The organism is Pseudomonas sp. GV105 (genome assembly GCF_003058185.1).
GTDB lineage: Bacteria > Pseudomonadota > Gammaproteobacteria > Pseudomonadales > Pseudomonadaceae > Aquipseudomonas > Aquipseudomonas veronii.
Genome location: NZ_QBUF01000007.1, coordinates 273,045 through 289,887, shown reverse-complemented (window position 1 = coordinate 289,887; position 16,843 = coordinate 273,045). Strand labels below are relative to the sequence as shown.

The window sequence follows — 16,843 nt, the reverse complement described above, 5'->3', positions numbered from 1 at the left end:
GGTAAAAAAGTGCGGCAAACTCTAACAACGACAGGGATTTTGGGCAAGGCGCCAATGTGCTAAATTGGCCGACTTTCTACGCACCAACCCCCACAATCGCGGCCATATGACCGTAGAAATGCGGTAGTGTTCCGACAATCTAACACACGGACGCCCTCCGTTCTGTTTTCCACTGGAGAATCCCATGGCGCTTGAACGCTCCGACGTGGAAAAAATCGCACATCTGGCCTCGCTTGGCCTGAATGATGCCGATCTTCCACAGACCACCGCAGCCCTGAACAGCATTCTCGGGCTGGCTAACCAAATGCAGGCCGTGAATACCGACGGCATCGAGCCCCTGGCTCACCCGCTGGAAGCCACCCAGCGCCTGCGCGCAGACGTCGTGACCGAAGTCAATCATCGCGAGGCCTACCAGTCCATCGCGCCAGCGGTCGAAAACGGCCTGTATCTGGTTCCGAAAGTCATCGACTAAAGGGAAAGAGCCTTTCATGCATCACATGACTCTGGCCGAGATCGCCCGCGGTCTCGCCGACAAAAAGTTTTCTTCCGAAGAGCTGACCAAGACCTTGCTGGCGCGTATCGCCGAGCTCGACCCCAAGGTCAACAGCTTCATCAGCATCACCGAGGAGCTGGCCTTGAGCCAGGCCAAGGCCGCCGACGCACGTCGCGCCAACGGTGAGAACGGCGCGCTGCTGGGCGCACCGATCGCCCACAAGGACTTGTTCTGCACCCAGGGCATTCGCACCAGCTGCGGCTCGAAGATGCTCGACAACTTCAAGGCGCCCTACGACGCCACCGTGGTGTCCAAGCTGGCCGCCGCCGGGGCCGTGACCCTGGGCAAGACCAACATGGACGAATTCGCCATGGGCTCGGCCAACGAGTCGAGCTACTACGGCGCGGTGAAAAACCCGTGGAACCTGGACTGCGTGCCAGGCGGCTCGTCCGGTGGTTCGGCGGCGGCGGTTGCCGCGCGCTTCCTGCCGGCGGCCACGGCCACCGACACCGGCGGCTCGATCCGCCAGCCCGCCGCGTTCACCAACCTCACCGGGCTGAAGCCGACCTACGGTCGCGTGTCCCGCTGGGGCATGATCGCCTATGCCTCCAGCCTTGATCAGGGCGGTACCCTGGCACGCACTGCCGAAGACTGCGCAATATTGTTACAAGGTATGGCAGGCTTCGACGCACAGGACTCCACCAGCGTCGACGAGCCGGTGCCGGACTACAGCGCCAGCCTCAATACCTCGCTCAAAGGCCTGCGCATCGGCGTACCGAACGAATATTTCAGTGCCGGCCTCGACCCGCGTATCGCCGAACTGGTCCACAACAGCGTCAAGGAGCTGGAAAAGCTCGGCGCCGTGATCAAGCCAATCAGCCTGCCGAACAACCAGCACGCGATTCCGGCGTACTACGTGATCGCGCCGGCCGAAGCGTCTTCCAACCTGTCGCGGTTCGACGGCGTGCGTTTCGGTTACCGCTGCGAAAACCCGAAAGACCTCAACGACCTGTACAAACGTTCCCGTGGCGAAGGCTTCGGTGCCGAAGTGCAGCGCCGGATCATGGTCGGTGCCTACGCCCTGTCGGCCGGTTACTACGACGCGTACTACCTCAAGGCGCAAAAAATCCGTCGCCTGATCAAGAACGACTTCATGGCGGCGTTCGAAGAAGTCGACGTGATCCTCGGCCCAACCACGCCGAACCCGGCCTGGAAGATCGGCGCCAAGACCGGCGACCCGATCGCCGAGTACCTGGAAGACCTGTACACCATCACCGCCAACCTCGCGGGCTTGCCGGGCTTGTCCATGCCCGCCGGTTTCGTCGATGGCCTGCCGGTCGGAGTGCAATTGCTTGCCCCGTACTTCCAGGAAGGCCGCCTGCTCAATGTGGCGCACCAGTACCAGTTGAACACCGACTGGCACACCCGCACCCCTACCGGCTTCTGAGGAGAACACTATGCAATGGGAAGTCGTGATCGGGCTGGAGATTCATACCCAGCTCGCCACCCAATCGAAGATTTTCTCCGGTAGCGCCACCACGTTCGGCGCAGAACCCAACACCCAGGCGAGCCTGGTAGACCTGGGCATGCCCGGTGTGTTGCCGGTGCTGAACCAGGAAGCGGTACGCATGGCGGTGATGTTCGGCCTGGCGATTGACGCCGAGATCGGCCAGCACAGCGTGTTCGCGCGCAAGAACTACTTCTACCCGGACCTGCCCAAGGGCTATCAGATCAGCCAGATGGAGTTGCCGATTGTCGGCAAAGGCTACCTGGATATCCCGCTGGAAGACGGCACCATCAAGCGTGTCGGCGTAACCCGCGCGCACCTGGAAGAAGACGCCGGCAAGAGCCTGCATGAAGAGTTCAACGGTGCCACCGGCATCGACCTGAACCGCGCCGGCACGCCGTTGCTGGAGATCGTGTCCGAGCCAGACATGCGCAGCGCCAAGGAAGCCGTGGCCTACGTCAAGACGATCCACGCGCTGGTGCGCTACCTGGGCATCTGCGACGGCAACATGGCCGAAGGCTCGCTGCGCTGCGACTGCAACGTGTCGGTCCGGCCAAAGGGCCAGGTCGAGTACGGCACCCGCTGCGAGATCAAGAACGTCAACTCGTTCCGTTTCATCGAGAAGGCGATCAACACCGAGGTGCGTCGCCAGATCGAACTGATCGAAGACGGCGGCAAGGTGATCCAGCAAACTCGCCTGTACGACCCGAACAAAGACGAAACCCGCGCCATGCGCAGCAAAGAGGAAGCCAACGACTACCGTTACTTCCCCGATCCGGACCTGTTGCCAGTGGTCATCGAGGACTCGTTCCTCAATGACGTGCGCGCCACCCTGCCGGAATTGCCGCCGCAGAAACGCGAGCGCTTCCAGGCGCAGTTCGGCCTGTCGGTCTACGACGCCAGCGTCCTCGCGTCGAGCCGTGAGCAAGCCGACTACTTTGAAAAAGTCGTGAGCATCGCCGGGGACGCCAAGCTGGCGGCCAACTGGGTGATGGTGGAATTGGGCAGCCTGCTGAACAAACAGGGCCTGGAAATCGACGAAGCACCGGTCTCGGCCGAGCAGTTGGGCGGCATGCTGCTGCGCATCAAAGACAATACCATCTCCGGCAAAATCGCCAAGACTGTGTTCGAAGCCATGGCCGGCGGTGAGGGCAGCAGCGACGAGATCATCGAGAAGCGCGGCCTCAAGCAAGTCACCGACAGCGGCGCCATCTCGGCGGTGCTCGATGAAATGCTCGCGGCCAACGCGGAGCAGGTCGAACAGTACCGCGCGGCAGACGAAGCCAAGCGCGGCAAAATGTTCGGCTTCTTTGTCGGCCAGGCCATGAAAGCCTCCAAGGGCAAGGCCAACCCGCAACAGGTGAACGAACTGCTGAAAAGCAAGCTCGAAGGCTGATCGCGATGAAAGGGCCGAGTGAGATTTCATGCTCGACTCGGACCTCCTGTGGGAGGGGGCTTGCTCCCGATAGCGGTGATTCAGTCAAAACACCAATGACTGACACTCCACTATCGGGAGCAAGCCCCCTCCCACATTTGATAAGGGGATACCTTGAATGAAGCGCTTACTTGGCCTTTTAGCCGTGTTCTCTTTGCTGGCCGGTTGCGCCAGCAGCCTCATCGACCCCAACGGCTACGACGAAACCGGCACCGCGTCTTACTACGGCGCCAAGCACCATGGCAAAAAAACCGCCAGCGGTGAACCCTTCAACCAGAACGCCCTGACCGCCGCCCATCGGCGCCTGCCTTTCGGCACGCAGGTCAAGGTGACCAATCTCGATACCGACAAATCCGTGGTGGTACGCATCAATGATCGCGGCCCGCACACCCGTGGGCGGCTAATCGATCTGTCGCGCCAGGCCGCCGCGCAACTGGGCATGCTGAGCAGCGGCACCGCACGGGTTCGTGTGCAAGCCCTGAGCAATTGACGACGGAGCCCTGGCCATTTTCGGATTAACCGCCCTCTCGCCCTGGAGCCTGATCGAATTGATCAGCGGCCTGCTGCTGCTGATCGTCGGCGCCGAAATCCTGGTGCGCGCCGCGGTGCGCCTGGCTGCCAGCCTCAAGGTCCGCCCGCTGATCATCGGCCTGACGATCGTCGCCTTCGGCAGCAGTGCGCCGCAGATGACCGTCAGCCTGCAAGCCACCCTCGCCGGCAATACCGACATTGCCGTGGGCAGCGTGATCGGCAGCAGCATTTTCAACATCCTCGTCACCCTGGGCCTGTCGGCGCTGATCATTCCGCTGCGGGTCTCGCGGCAACTGGTGCGCCTGGATATCCCGGTGATGATCCTCGCCGGCCTGCTGGTGTTTACCCTGGCGGCCAATGAAGAACTGACGCCACTCGACGGTTCGCTGCTGCTCGCGGCCCTGCTGGCCTACCTCGGCGTGCTGCACTACCAGACCCGCCATTCACGGCGCCCGCGCACACTGGACACGGTGGCCAAGGCGCCCTGGTTGAGCAGCGTATTGCTGATGTTCGGCGGCTTGCTGGTGCTGGTGCTGGCCGGGCATTTGTTGCTGGGTGCGGCGGTGGATGTGGCGAGCGACCTGGGCCTGTCGGAACGCATCATCGGCTTGACGCTGATCGGCGTCGGCACTTCACTGCCGTGCCTGGCCACCTCGCTGATCGCGGCCCTGCGCGGTCAGCGGGATATCGCCGTGGGTAACGTGATCGGCAGCAACTTGTTCAACCTGCTGGGCGTACTGGGGCTGACCGCCCTGCTCGCGCCCTCGCCGCTGTCGGTGTCGCCCAATGCCCTGGATTTCGACCTGCCGGTGATGCTCGGCGTGGTGGTGTTGTGCCTGCCGGTGTTTTATACCGGCTACCGCGTGACCCGTGCCGAAGGCCTGGTGCTGTTGGGCTTGTACCTGGCGTATGGGCTGCATGTGATGGCGTTCACCACCGGCATGGGCCTGGCCAACAAACTTGAACAACTGATGCTGTATTACGTCCTGCCAGTGCTGGTGGCTTTCCTGTTGTTCAGCACGCTGCGAGCCTGGCGCCGCCAACACAAGAGGGAATCGCAATGACCGATCAGAAAAAGCCCGGAGTTGAAATGCGTCGTCAGGTGATGGGCGATGCGTTCGTCGATCGCGCCCTGGGCAACGCCACCGAATTCACCCAGCCGCTGCAGGACTTCGTCAACGAACATGCCTGGGGCAGCGTGTGGAACCGCGAAGGCTTGCCGCTGAAGACGCGCAGCCTGATCACCCTCGCCGCCCTCACCGCGCTCAAGTGCCCGCAGGAACTCAAAGGCCATGTGCGCGGCGCGCTGAACAATGGCTGCACCGTCGAAGAAATCCGCGAAGCGCTGCTGCATTGCGCGGTGTATGCCGGTGTGCCGGCGGCGATCGAGGCGTTTCGCGCGGCGCAGGACGTGATTGAGGCGTATCAGGCGGACAAGCAGTGATGGTCAGGTAGCTATCACCGGCACAGCTCAGATCCACCCGCCCGCCTGCAACACAAAAATCCCGATATTCGTGGTCACCGCCGCCATCAAGGTGGTGATCACGATAATCGCCGCCGCCAGCTCATGATTCCCCTGCGCCGCCCTGGCCATCACAAAGCTCGCGGCCGCCGTCGGTGCGCCGAAGTACAGGAACAGAATCCCCAGTTCCGGCCCGCGAAACCCGAGCAACCACGCCCCCAGGGTGGCGACCACCGGCAGCCAGACCATCTTCATCAAGCTCGCGCTCAGCGCCATGTTGCCGCTCTTGCGCAACGCCGCCAGCGACAAGGTGCCGCCGATGCAGATCAGCGCCAACGGCAACGTCATGTCGGCCAGGTACTGCGCGGATTTTTCCAGCCAGCCCGGCAAGCCGATCTGGAAATAGGCGAACGGCGCGGCCGCAATCACGCTGATGATCAGCGGGTTGGCCAGCACACTTTTGCAGATGCTCCACGGGTCGGACTTGATCACCGGGCTGTACACCGCCAGCACAATGGTCGACAGCGTGTTGTAGAACAGGATCACCAGCGCCGCGAGGATCGCGCCGAGGGAGATGCCGTAATCACCGTACATACTGGCCGCCAGCGCCAGGCCGATCACCCCGTTGTTGCCGCGAAACGCGCCCTGGGTGTAGATGCCCCGGTCTTCACGCTTGCAGCGCAAAATCGCCCAGCCCCAGGCCAGGGCAAAGCTCAACAGCGTGGCGACGGCGAAGTAGATCAGCAAACCCGGCTTGAGCGCCGAATGCAGGTCGGCATGCAGGATGCCGAGAAACAGCAGCGCCGGCATGGTGACGTTGAACACCAGGGACGATGCCGTGTGGATAAAGCTGTCGTTGATCCAGTTGATGCGCTTGAGCAGCACACCGAGGAACAACATGGCAAACACCGGCGCGGTGATGGTGAGGGTGGTGAGGAAGATAGCCAGCATGCCGGGGAGAACCTTGGTGGGCGTCGTTAGGGGGCTAATGATAAGCCATACGGCCCAATGGCGCCTGATAGACCGCTATCGGGGGCAAGCCCCCTCCCACATAGGGTCGCCGCTATCGGGGGTAAGTCGAGTCGTCGCACCGCCCCTCCCACACTGAATCTGCGTCAGACACACAACGGATGAACACCGCAGACCCTATGTGGGAGGGGCGGTGCGACGACTCGACTTGCCCCCGATAACGGCGACTCGGTCTCAGGTAATCGGCGCCGGGTTGAACAACGTAATGTCGTTATGCAGCTTGTGCTGCTCCGCCCACGTCTGCTTCCTGCCGCTGGCTACATCCAGGTAGAAGTGGAACAACTCCCACCCCAACTCCTCAATGCTCGCACGCCCGGTGGCGATGCGCCCGGCGTCGATATCGATCAGGTCCGGCCAGCGCTGCGCCAGCTCCGTGCGGGTCGAGACCTTCACCACCGGCGCCATCGCCAGCCCGTAAGGCGTGCCACGCCCGGTGGTGAACACATGCAGGTTCATCCCCGCCGCCAGTTGCAAGGTGCCGCACACGAAGTCGCTGGCCGGCGTGGCGCAAAAGATCAGGCCTTTGCCCTTGAAGCGTTCACCCGGGCCGAGCACGCCGTTGATCGCGCTGCTGCCGGACTTGACGATGGAGCCCAGGGACTTCTCGACAATGTTCGACAACCCGCCCTTCTTGTTCCCCGGCGTGGTATTGGCGCTGCGATCCGCCTCGCCCTTGGCCAGATAACGGTCGTACCAGTCCATTTCCCGTACCAGTTCCTCGGCGATTTCCTTGGTTTGCGCACGAGAAGTCAGCAGGTAGATGGCATCACGCACCTCAGTGACTTCGGAAAACATCACCGTCGCCCCCGCTCGCAGCAACAAGTCCGAAGCGAACCCCAGCGCCGGGTTGGCGGTGATGCCGGAAAACGCATCACTGCCGCCGCACTGCATGCCCAGGATCAGCTCGGACGCCGGCACGGTTTCCCGGCGGCGCTGGTCGAGCTTCTTCAGGCGCACCTCGGCCAGGGCCATGATCTGCTCGATCATCTCGCTAAACCCGTGGCTGGAATCCTGCAGGCGATACAGCCACGGTTCGCTCAGGTCGACGGAGCTGTCGTTGTCGTGCATCACCTGCCCGGCCTGCAATTTCTCGCAGCCCAGGCTGATCACCAGGGCTTCGCCACCCAGGTTCGGGTTGCGCGCCAGGTTGCGCACGGTGCGGATCGGGATATACGCATCCGTCGCGGTGATCGCCACCCCGCAGCCGTAGCTGTGGGTCAGCGCCACCACGTCATCGACATGCGGGTACTTGGGCAGCAACTCGTCCTTGATGCGCTTGACCGCATGGTCCAGCACACCGGTGACGCACTGCACGGTGGTGGTGATGCCGAGGATATTGCGCGTGCCCACGGTGCCGTCGGCATTGCGATAGCCCTCGAAGGTAAAGCCTTCCAGCGGCGCCTGGGCCGCTGGCACCTCGGTGGACAGCGGCAAGCTGTCCAGCGGCGGCGCGGTGGGCATGCGCAGTTGATCTTCCTGCACCCAACTGCCGCGTGGAATCGGCGCCAGGGCGTAACCGATGGTTTGGCCGTAGCGAATGATCCGACCGCCTTCGGGGATATCTTCGAGGGTCACTTTGTGGCTTTGTGGAATGAAATCCACGGTCACCAGGCCGTCCGGGAACTCGGTCCCGGCCGGTACACCCTGGTCATTGACCACGATCACCACGTTGTCGCGCTCGTGCAAACGAATCGAGCGCGGCGAGTCGGCATGTTCAATCAACTGCATCACACGGCCCCTTCAGGAATGCGCTTGGGTAAGGTTGGTCAACTCAGGCCCTTGGCTTGGCGGCTCTTTGAGCACCACGCGTTTGATCGGGCCGACAATCACCAGGTAACTGAACACGGCCACCAGCGCGTTCGCGCCGACAAACACCAGGGCCCATTTGAACGAACCGGTGGTGCTGATGATGTAACCGATGACAATCGGCGTGGTGATCGACGCCAGGTTACCGAAGGTGTTGAACAGGCCGCCACTGAGCCCGGCGATCTGTTTCGGCGAGGTGTCGGACACCACCGCCCAACCCAGTGCGCCAACGCCTTTGCCGAAGAAGGCCAAGGCCATGAAACCCACCACCATCCACTCGATATCCACGTAGTTGCAGGCCACGATGCTGCTGGAGATCAGCAGGCCGCCAATGATCGGCGCCTTGCGGGCGAAGGTCAGGGAATGGCCTTTGCGCAGCAGGTAGTCGGAGATCACCCCGCCCAACACACCGCCGATAAACCCGCAGATCGCCGGCAATGAGGCAATGAACCCGGCCTTGAGAATGGTCATGCCGCGGTCCTGCACCAGGTACACCGGGAACCAGGTCAGGAAGAAGTAGGTGATGCCGTTGATGCAGTACTGGCCCAGGTACACGCCGAGCATCATGCGGTTGGTCAGCAACTGGCGGATGTAATCCCACTTCGGACCGTCGGTTTTCTTACCCTTGTCCTGGTCCATATCGACCATCGCACCGTTGGCCGCGATGTGATTGAACTCGGCTTCGTTGATCAGCGGATGCTGGCGCGGGCTGTGGATAACTTTCAGCCAGACCAGCGAGAACAGGACGCCGATCACGCCCATCACGATAAACACGTGCTGCCAGCCGAAGCTGTAGACGATCCAGCCCATCAGCGGCGCGAACAGCACCGTGGCGAAGTACTGCGCCGAGTTGAAGATCGCCGAGGCCGTGCCGCGTTCGGCGGTGGGGAACCAGGCGGCCACGATGCGCGCGTTACCCGGGAAGGATGGCGCTTCGGCCAGGCCCACCATAAAGCGCAGCATGAACAGCGCCACGACTGCCGTGGAGACACCGAACTCACCGACATAGCCTTGCAATATGGTGAACAGTGACCAGGTGAAGATGCTCAGGGCATAGACTTTTTTCGAGCCGAACCGATCGAGCAGCCAGCCGCCGGGGATTTGCCCGGCCACGTAGGCCCAACCGAATGCAGAGAAGATGTAACCGAGGGTGACCGCGTCGATGCCGAGGTCTTTTTGCAGGCTGGAACCCGCAATTGCGATGGTGGCCCGGTCGGCATAGTTGATCGTGGTCACCAGAAACAGCATGAGCAGGATCAAATAGCGGACATGGGTCGGTTTGGTCGCTTGCATGTAGAAGTACTCCCACTAATTATTTTTTTTGCGGGTGATATTTATGTGTTGCTGGACGCTGCCCCTGTAGGAGCGAGCTTGCTCGCGAAAAACTCAAAGGCACCGCATGCCCCCTGAATACCTGCGTATTCGTTGAATTTTTTCGCGAGCAAGCTCGCTCCTACAGTGTTACGAACCGATGTAGCTGGTTTTCACCACGGTGTAGAACTCTTGCGCATAGCGACCTTGCTCACGCGAACCGTAGGATGAACCTTTACGACCACCGAACGGAACGTTGTAGGAGCGAGCTTGCTCGCGAAAAACTCAAAGGCACCGCGTGCCCCCTGAATGCCTGCGTATTCGTTGAGATTTTTCGCGAGCAAGCTCGCTCCTACAGTGTTACGAACCGATGTAGCTGGTTTTCACCACGGTGTAGAACTCTTGCGCATAGCGACCTTGCTCGCGCGAACCGTAGGATGAACCTTTACGCCCACCGAACGGAACGTTGTAGGAGCGAGCTTGCTCGCGAAAAACTCAAAGGCACCGCGTGCCCCCTGAATGCCTGCGTATTCGTTGAAATTTTTCGCGAGCAAGCTCGCTCCTACAGTGTTACGAACCGATGTAGCTGGTTTTCACCACGGTGTAGAACTCTTGCGCATAGCGACCTTGCTCACGCGAACCGTAGGATGAACCTTTACGCCCACCGAACGGAACGTGATAGTCCACGCCGGCAGTCGGCAGGTTGACCATCACCATTCCGGCCTGAGAGTGGCGCTTGAAGTGGTTGGCGTATTTCAGCGAGGTGGTGGCGATGCCCGCCGACAAACCGAACTCGGTGTCGTTGGCCATGGCCAGCGCCGCCTCGTAGTCCGCCACGCGCACCACGTTGGCCACCGGGCCGAAGATCTCTTCGCGGCTGATCCGCATGGCCGCCTCGCTGTCGGCGAACAGCGTCGGCGCCAGGTAGTAGCCTTCGGTGTCGCAGGTCACCAGGCCGCCACCGCTCACCAGCCGCGCACCTTCGCTCTGGCCGATGTCGATGTATTTCAAGTCCTGGTCCAACTGGGCCTGGGAGACGACCGGGCCAATGTCGGTGCCGCTTTTCAACGCGTGGCCGACCTTGATCGACTTCATGCGCTCGGCCATGGCCGCGACGAACTGATCGTGAATACCGGCGGTGACGATCAAGCGGCTGGAGGCGGTGCAACGCTGGCCGGTGGAATAGAACGCGCTCTGTACCGACAGCTCGACAGCTTGCTTGAGGTCGGCGTCATCGAGAACGATCTGCGGGTTCTTGCCGCCCATTTCCAACTGCACCTTGGCCTGGCGCGAGACACAACTGACCGCGATCTGACGCCCGACGCCGACCGAACCGGTGAAGCTGATGCCGTCGACTTTCGGGCTGTTGACCAACACATCGCCCACTACCCGCCCGCTGCCCATCACCAGGTTGAACACACCGGCGGGGAAACCGGCGCGGGAGATGATTTCTGCCAGGGCCCAGGCACAGCCCGGCACCAGCTCCGCCGGCTTGATCACCACGCAGTTGCCGTAGGCCAGGGCCGGAGCGATTTTCCACGCGGGGATGGCAATCGGGAAGTTCCACGGGGTAATCAGGCCGACCACGCCGAGGGCTTCGCGGGTGACTTCGACATTGACGCCCGGTCGCACCGACGGCACGTAGTCGCCGGACAGGCGCAGGCACTCGCCGGCGAAGAACTTGAAGATATTACCGGCGCGAGTCACTTCGCCAATGGCTTCAGGCAGGGTCTTGCCCTCTTCCCGGGCCAGCAGCGTGCCGAGTTCTTCGCGCCGGGCGAGGATTTCGCTGCCGACTTTATCGAGTGCGTCGTGGCGAGCCTGGATACCGGACGTCGACCAGGCCGGGAACGCAGCGCGGGCGGCATCGATGGCAGCGTTGACCTGGGCGACATCCGCCTTGGCATATTCGCCAATGACATCGGACAACTCCGACGGGTTGAGGTTGACGCAATAATCAGCGCCAGCCACCCATTGGCCGTTGATGTAGTTTTCAAAACGTTTGGCTTGGGACACGAATCTTCTCCTGACGCAAAAGGCCGCTGATTGCTCAGCGGCCTTATAGATAAGTTATTGCGGGCCTTGCTTGTCGATCAGCGCGGCCAGGGCTTCGTATTCTTCCGGCAGCAGATCGGTCAGTGGCGTGCGAACCGGGCCGGCGTCATAGCCAACGATTTTGGCGCCCGCCTTGACGATGCTCACCGCGTAGCCGGCCTTGCGGTTACGGATGTCCAGGTACGGCAGGAAGAAGTCATCGATGATCTTGCCGACGGTGGCGTGATCGTCGCGGGCGATGGCGTGATAGAAATCCATCGCAGTTTTCGGGATGAAGTTGAACACCGCCGAGGAATACACCGGCACGCCCAGGGCCTTGTAGGCAGCGGCGTAAACCTCTGCAGTCGGCAGGCCGCCCAGGTAGCTGAAACGGTCGCCCAGACGACGGCGGATCGACACCATCAATTCAATGTCACCCAGGCCGTCCTTGTAGCCGATCAGGTTCGGGCAACGTTCGGCCAGGCGCTCCAGCAAAGGCGCAGTCAGGCGGCAGACGTTGCGGTTGTAAACCACCACGCCGATCTTGACCGACTTGCACACCGCTTCCACGTGGGCGGCAACCCCGTCCTGGCTGGCTTCGGTCAAATAGTGCGGGAGCAGCAGCAAGCCTTTGGCACCGAGACGCTCGGCTTCCTGAGCGTATTCGATGGCCTGGCGGGTCGAACCGCCGACACCGGCGAGGATCGGCACGCTGGTGGCGCAGGTATCCACCGCGGTCTTCACAACCTGGGAATATTCGCTGGCCGCGAGGGAGAAAAACTCACCGGTGCCGCCGGCGGCGAACAGCGCAGTGGCGCCGTAGGGAGCCAGCCACTCCAGACGTTTGATATAGCCGGCCTGGTGAAAATCACCCTGGGCGTTGAAATCGGTCACGGGAAAAGACAGCAGACCGTGGGAGAGGATGGACTTCAGTTCTTGTGGATTCATTATTCGAACACCCTGGGCAAAGACTTTCTGGCGAAAGGTTGTTGTTGGTTTTGCTTATGTCATACGTCATCGTACAACTATAAAATATTTCGTCAACTGCAATTCATCGAACCGCCTGTTGAGAGAGAGCGCATTGACGTAGGAGTTTTTTCCTCTATGCTCGAATAGCTGTATATACATACAGTAATAAAGGAAGATTCCTACGACATAGCAAGGAGCTAACATGTCCGGTCTTGAACTCGCAGCACCCGCAGCACCCGCAAAAAACCTACCCTCCCTGCGTTTCGAAGGCGGTGAACACACTGCCATCGGCGACGACACACTGTTGCGCTTCGCCAAAGACGCCCCGGCGATTGCCGCCCGACTCGTCGAGCTGCACCTGCCCAACGGCCTGGCGCTGACTTACGGGCAAGTGATCGCCCTGGGCGGTGACTTTTATGGCATCCCGGGCCAACCCATCAGTGATGGCGCCTCGCCTGCCGAACGCGTGCAACGCTTTAACGCCGCATTCAACTCACTGGCAGGACTGCCGGCGTCACGGGAGGAAGCACACAAGATCCTGGCGGTGATGCAAAAGGAGATCAACGCGGTCAACCAGGCGATCAAGGACGGCAAATCCGCCCACGACGCCTACGCCTTGCTCGGAGATACGTTGTCTGAAGAGTGGAACCGCATCACCGGCGGCGGCAGCGCGGTCTCGGCACTGTTCCCCCTGGGCCGCTACTTGAAGCTGGCGGCGGACAACGCCGACCACTTTGGCGAATGGGCGTTGTCGGCTTACCTGGCCGGGCATACGGCGGCGCTGCAACAAGCCGTCATCGCCCATCAAAGCGGCACCGACCAGGCGCTGGAGCTGGCCTATGCGATGAACAGTTTTGCCGATCACTTCTTGACCGATCTGTTTTCCGCCGGCCACCTGCGCGTGCCGCGCAAACAGCTGGCCGCCGTGGTGACGCCTGGGGAGCTGGGCTCGCTGATCAGTCGCTTCATGCACGATGAAGACAGCAAGTTCGGGCTCAAGGTGCGCAATGCAGTCGGTGACGAATGGCATGCCTACGGCGATAAACGCTATTTCGACGCCGGCGACGCGGCCAACCGGGCGCAGGTCAAACGCGCCGTGCAGGCGTCGGCCGATGAGGTCTTCGACGCGTTTATCAGCGGTGTCGCGCCCTCCCCGGCCACCTTCAAGGCGCCGCTGTATGTGCCGGACCTGAATGCAGCACAGAACCCGGCGAATAACTTTTCGCCGCTGTTCAAGATGGAAGGCGACAAGGTGCTGCGACGCAAGGACGTGAATGACCTGAACGACAAACACTGGACCGCTGATTGGTGGGGGTGGAGTACGTACTTGCTGCTGAAGGACTACACACCCAATACGCCGGCTTGAGCCGTACCGTTTGTCGTGACTGTGATTTCTAACAGTTACGCCGATTTTCAACGAGGGCGATAACCCCGCATAGGAGCCAGGCTCTCTGGCTTCTGTGCAAAGGAGCACTCAATCATGGCCATTAAAGCCCCGAGCCTTGTCGGCGGCGACGCTTCTTGCCCGGCTCAAGTGAGCCTGGCAAGCGGCGCACGCATAGAGTTTTCCATCCCCGAGCCCAATGAGGTTTCCGCAAGCGCCCAGGTATCTATCATCGTAGGACCGGACCCCGAGTCCCCGGAAGCCGAAGGGCAGGAAAAGAACGCCGGACAGTACGACCCCAACAAGGAAGATTACGTGAAGGAGTCGAATCTCAAGCTCGATATCGCTGCCGATGACTTGAAGAAATTCGTCAACCAAACGGTGCAGGTGCGATACGCGATAAACAGCGAATCGGGAAGGTTCTATTCTGATCCGTTGATGATAACGGTCTCGCAGTGACACAGCGCTTATCCGCACCGCATCGCTCTCGTCGCAGGCACCAGACCTGCCCCGGGGACGTATCTGGACCGGTATTCACGGCCGTTTGCGCATGCAGATAAAGCAACACTCCACCCTCCAACACTGGCGTGTGAAGACCATGAAATACGAGCTCAATATGCCGGACGGCAAAAAACAGCAGATCACCTTTGATGGCGTGATTTACAAAGGAGACATTCTCGAATTTGAAGGTGCCGCTACCCAATACGAGGTAGTTAAACGATTCCTCACCGTCCCGTTCGATCTTAACGAGCCCATCACTGATGTGGCGCTTGAGGTCGTGACCTACCCTTAACCCCGCTGCGCCTCTGCTTCTTCGTGAGCATGGCGCAGCCGCTCGCGACTGTTGGTCAAATGCAAGCGCATCGCCGCCCGCGCCGCATCCGAATCCTGGCGCGCGATCGCTTCGTAGATTTCTTCGTGCTCGCGGCTCAAGCGCTTCATGTAGTGCTGCTGGTCATCCTGGGCCAGGCGTGCCGAGTTCAGGCGGGTACGCGGAATGATGCTGGTGCCCAGGTGCGTCATGATGTCGGTGAAGTAGCGGTTGCCGGTGGACAGGGCAATCTGCAGGTGGAACTGGAAGTCCGACGCCACCGCATCGCCAGCATGGGCGGCGCTTTCATTCAAGGCGTCGAGGGCGGCACGCATGCCGGCCAGTTGTTCGTCGCTGCGGCGCAACGCGGCCAGGCCCGCGGATTCCACTTCCAGGCTGATACGCAGCTCCAGGATCGCCAGCACATCGCGCAGGGTCACGATGGTGGCCGGGTCAATGCGGAAACCGCTGGGGCTTGGCGTATCCAAGACAAAGGTGCCGATACCGTGGCGGGTTTCCACTTGCCCCGCCGCCTGCAAGCGTGAGATGGCTTCACGCACCACCGTGCGGCTGACGCCATGGGCGTCCATGATCGCCGATTCGGTAGGCAGTTTGTCGCCACGCTTGAGTTGGCCGTCGCGGATCTGCTCGGACAACACCGTGACCAATTCCTGGGCAAGGCTGCGGCGCTTGCGGGGAAGACGAGGGGCGGTGTTGGTGTTTTCCATGTTGGGTCATCTTTCTTGGTGAACTGAACAGGCATCATAGCCCATGGCGGTTGTACGATCACCGTTCCAGGCATGACTTTCATCTACAACGGCCAGGCAAAAAAATGCCCCGGCAACCGCCGAGGCATTTTTCAGCCGCGCCCGAAGGCAAAAGCCGCTTACTTCACCACTTTCAGACTCGGCCGGCCGCTTGGACGCGGTGGCTCGGTATCCGGTGGCGGCACATCATCGCCGTCTTCCCCGTCGATCGCTTCGTCATCCTCGAAAGGCGACTCCAGATCGAACACCATGCCTTGGCCATTTTCCCGGGCGTAGATCCCGAGGATGGCGCCAATCGGCACGTACAGCGTATGCGGCACACCGCCGAAACGCCCTTCGAAGCTGACTGCCTCGTTGTCCATGTGCAGGTGGCGCACTGCGCTGGGCGATACGTTCAGCACAATCTGCCCGTCGCTGGCAAAACCCTGCGGAACCTGAACCGCAGGAAACTCGGAATTGACCAGCATGTGCGGGGTGCAATCGTTGTCCACAATCCACTCATAGAGCGCGCGAACCAGGTAGGGTCGACTGGAGTTCATCAACGGCTCCTTAAGCCTTAGCGCATATCGCGTTCGACACCAGACAGACTCGCCTGGAAAGCCTCACGCGCAAACTGGCGCTCCATGTAATCAAGCAGCGGCTTGGCCGGCCGCGGCAGTTCAATGCCCATAATCGGCAAGCGCCAGAGTATGGGTAATAGGCAGCAATCCACCAGGCTTTGTTCCTCACTGAGGAAAAAAGGCTTGTCGGCGAACAATGGCGAAACGCCCGTCAGGCTCTCGCGCAATTCCTTGCGCGCCACGACACGGGCCGCCTCTTTGCTGCGCGAATCCAGAATCAAATCCACCAGCCCGCACCAGTCGCGCTGAATCCGATGGATCAGCAGGCGGCTGTTGGCACGCGCCACCGGGTACACCGGCAGCAAAGGCGGATGCGGGTAACGCTCATCCAGATATTCCATCACCACGGTTGACTCCCACAACGCCAGGTCACGATCGACCAGGGTGGGCAAGCTGCCGTAAGGGTTCACTTCGATCAGCTTCGGCGGGTGACGACCCACCTCCACACTGATGATCTCGGCGCTGACACCCTTCTCTGCGAGCACGATGCGTACTCGGTGGGAATAGTGGTCGGCGGGGTCGGAGTAACAGGCCAACCGATTGGTCACGCCCATGGCGGTCCTCCTCGCTTGTTGAAATTATCGAAAGCTCAAAAACGAGCGCGCCCAGAGAGCATCTCAGTAGTACCTGATGACCAGGTCGCTACGGGTTAGAGATGCCGCTGGGCGCGCAAGATTAACAGCA

The 16,843-nt window shown here is 61.1% G+C and carries 17 protein-coding genes and 2 pseudogenes; 9 read left to right on the top strand and 10 right to left on the bottom strand.

Annotated elements, in window-relative coordinates:
* The first annotated feature begins 184 nt into the window (after positions 1-184).
* From gatC to C8K66_RS16030, 6 genes are all read left to right on the top strand, one after another.
* Positions 185-472, top strand: a complete 288-nt coding sequence (gatC, locus tag C8K66_RS16055; RefSeq protein WP_108525371.1) for an Asp-tRNA(Asn)/Glu-tRNA(Gln) amidotransferase subunit GatC — start codon at positions 185-187, stop codon at positions 470-472.
* A gap of 16 nt (positions 473-488) precedes the next feature.
* Positions 489-1,940 (top strand): Asp-tRNA(Asn)/Glu-tRNA(Gln) amidotransferase subunit GatA, encoded by a 1,452-nt coding sequence (gene gatA, locus C8K66_RS16050; RefSeq protein WP_017845405.1) that lies wholly within the window; start codon positions 489-491, stop codon positions 1,938-1,940.
* A gap of 10 nt (positions 1,941-1,950) precedes the next feature.
* Positions 1,951-3,396, top strand: coding sequence for an Asp-tRNA(Asn)/Glu-tRNA(Gln) amidotransferase subunit GatB (gene gatB / locus C8K66_RS16045; RefSeq protein ID WP_108525369.1), 1,446 nt, complete (start codon positions 1,951-1,953; stop codon positions 3,394-3,396).
* Between the two features lie 157 nt (positions 3,397-3,553).
* A complete protein-coding gene (locus C8K66_RS16040) occupies positions 3,554-3,925 on the top strand; it encodes a septal ring lytic transglycosylase RlpA family protein (RefSeq protein ID WP_046384689.1) in 372 nt (123 codons plus the stop codon).
* Positions 3,926-3,983: 58 nt separating this feature from the next.
* The gene (locus C8K66_RS16035) at positions 3,984-5,030 is read left to right on the top strand and encodes a calcium/sodium antiporter (protein ID WP_057004248.1); all 1,047 of its coding nucleotides are present in this window, start codon (positions 3,984-3,986) and stop codon (positions 5,028-5,030) included.
* The gene (locus C8K66_RS16030) at positions 5,027-5,410 is read left to right on the top strand and encodes a carboxymuconolactone decarboxylase family protein (protein WP_108525367.1); all 384 of its coding nucleotides are present in this window, start codon (positions 5,027-5,029) and stop codon (positions 5,408-5,410) included. The genes C8K66_RS16035 and C8K66_RS16030 overlap by 4 nt, the downstream gene beginning before the upstream one ends.
* Before the next feature lie 27 nt (positions 5,411-5,437).
* Here the strand turns inward: C8K66_RS16030 and C8K66_RS16025 are convergent, their stop codons facing one another.
* From C8K66_RS16025 to kdgD, 7 genes and pseudogenes are all read right to left on the bottom strand, one after another.
* Complete coding sequence (locus tag C8K66_RS16025; RefSeq protein WP_046384691.1) at positions 5,438-6,379, bottom strand: AEC family transporter; 942 nt, start codon at positions 6,377-6,379, stop codon at positions 5,438-5,440.
* A 252-nt stretch (positions 6,380-6,631) separates the two neighbouring features.
* Positions 6,632-8,185, bottom strand: a complete 1,554-nt coding sequence (garD, locus tag C8K66_RS16020; protein ID WP_046384692.1) for a galactarate dehydratase — start codon at positions 8,183-8,185, stop codon at positions 6,632-6,634.
* Positions 8,186-8,197: 12 nt separating this feature from the next.
* A complete protein-coding gene (locus C8K66_RS16015; RefSeq protein ID WP_108525365.1) occupies positions 8,198-9,556 on the bottom strand; it encodes an MFS transporter in 1,359 nt (452 codons plus the stop codon).
* 168 nt (positions 9,557-9,724) lie between these two features.
* Positions 9,725-9,835 (bottom strand): annotated as a pseudogene (locus C8K66_RS31665) (hypothetical protein); the annotation flags it as partial.
* A 99-nt stretch (positions 9,836-9,934) separates the two neighbouring features.
* Positions 9,935-10,039: pseudogene (locus C8K66_RS31660) on the bottom strand (hypothetical protein); the annotation flags it as partial.
* Between the two features lie 105 nt (positions 10,040-10,144).
* Positions 10,145-11,590, bottom strand: coding sequence for an aldehyde dehydrogenase family protein (locus C8K66_RS16010; protein WP_046384694.1), 1,446 nt, complete (start codon positions 11,588-11,590; stop codon positions 10,145-10,147).
* Positions 11,591-11,644: 54 nt separating this feature from the next.
* Positions 11,645-12,556, bottom strand: a complete 912-nt coding sequence (kdgD, locus tag C8K66_RS16005) for a 5-dehydro-4-deoxyglucarate dehydratase (protein ID WP_017845414.1) — start codon at positions 12,554-12,556, stop codon at positions 11,645-11,647.
* Between the two features lie 223 nt (positions 12,557-12,779).
* Here kdgD and C8K66_RS16000 point away from each other — a divergent pair, with 223 nt between their 5' ends.
* From C8K66_RS16000 to C8K66_RS15990, 3 genes are all read left to right on the top strand, one after another.
* Positions 12,780-13,943, top strand: a complete 1,164-nt coding sequence (locus tag C8K66_RS16000) for a hypothetical protein (RefSeq protein WP_046384695.1) — start codon at positions 12,780-12,782, stop codon at positions 13,941-13,943.
* A 114-nt stretch (positions 13,944-14,057) separates the two neighbouring features.
* A complete protein-coding gene (locus C8K66_RS15995; RefSeq protein WP_057004246.1) occupies positions 14,058-14,420 on the top strand; it encodes a hypothetical protein in 363 nt (120 codons plus the stop codon).
* A 139-nt stretch (positions 14,421-14,559) separates the two neighbouring features.
* Positions 14,560-14,754 (top strand): hypothetical protein, encoded by a 195-nt coding sequence (locus C8K66_RS15990; RefSeq protein WP_227778786.1) that lies wholly within the window; start codon positions 14,560-14,562, stop codon positions 14,752-14,754.
* Here C8K66_RS15990 and C8K66_RS15985 read toward each other — a convergent pair.
* The 3 genes from C8K66_RS15985 to C8K66_RS15975 all read right to left on the bottom strand — a co-directional run bounded on the left by C8K66_RS15985 (position 14,751) and on the right by C8K66_RS15975 (position 16,713).
* On the bottom strand, positions 14,751-15,500 hold the full coding sequence (locus C8K66_RS15985) for a FadR/GntR family transcriptional regulator (RefSeq protein WP_017845418.1): 750 nt from the start codon (positions 15,498-15,500) through the stop codon (positions 14,751-14,753). The genes C8K66_RS15990 and C8K66_RS15985 overlap by 4 nt on opposite strands.
* Positions 15,501-15,658: 158 nt before the next feature.
* Positions 15,659-16,078 carry a ClpXP protease specificity-enhancing factor gene (locus C8K66_RS15980; protein WP_017845419.1) on the bottom strand — a complete coding sequence of 140 codons (420 nt, stop codon included), beginning with the start codon at positions 16,076-16,078 and terminating at the stop codon, positions 15,659-15,661.
* Positions 16,079-16,095: 17 nt separating this feature from the next.
* The gene (locus C8K66_RS15975; RefSeq protein ID WP_010568030.1) at positions 16,096-16,713 is read right to left on the bottom strand and encodes a glutathione S-transferase N-terminal domain-containing protein; all 618 of its coding nucleotides are present in this window, start codon (positions 16,711-16,713) and stop codon (positions 16,096-16,098) included.
* Between the last annotated feature and the right edge of the window lie 130 nt (positions 16,714-16,843).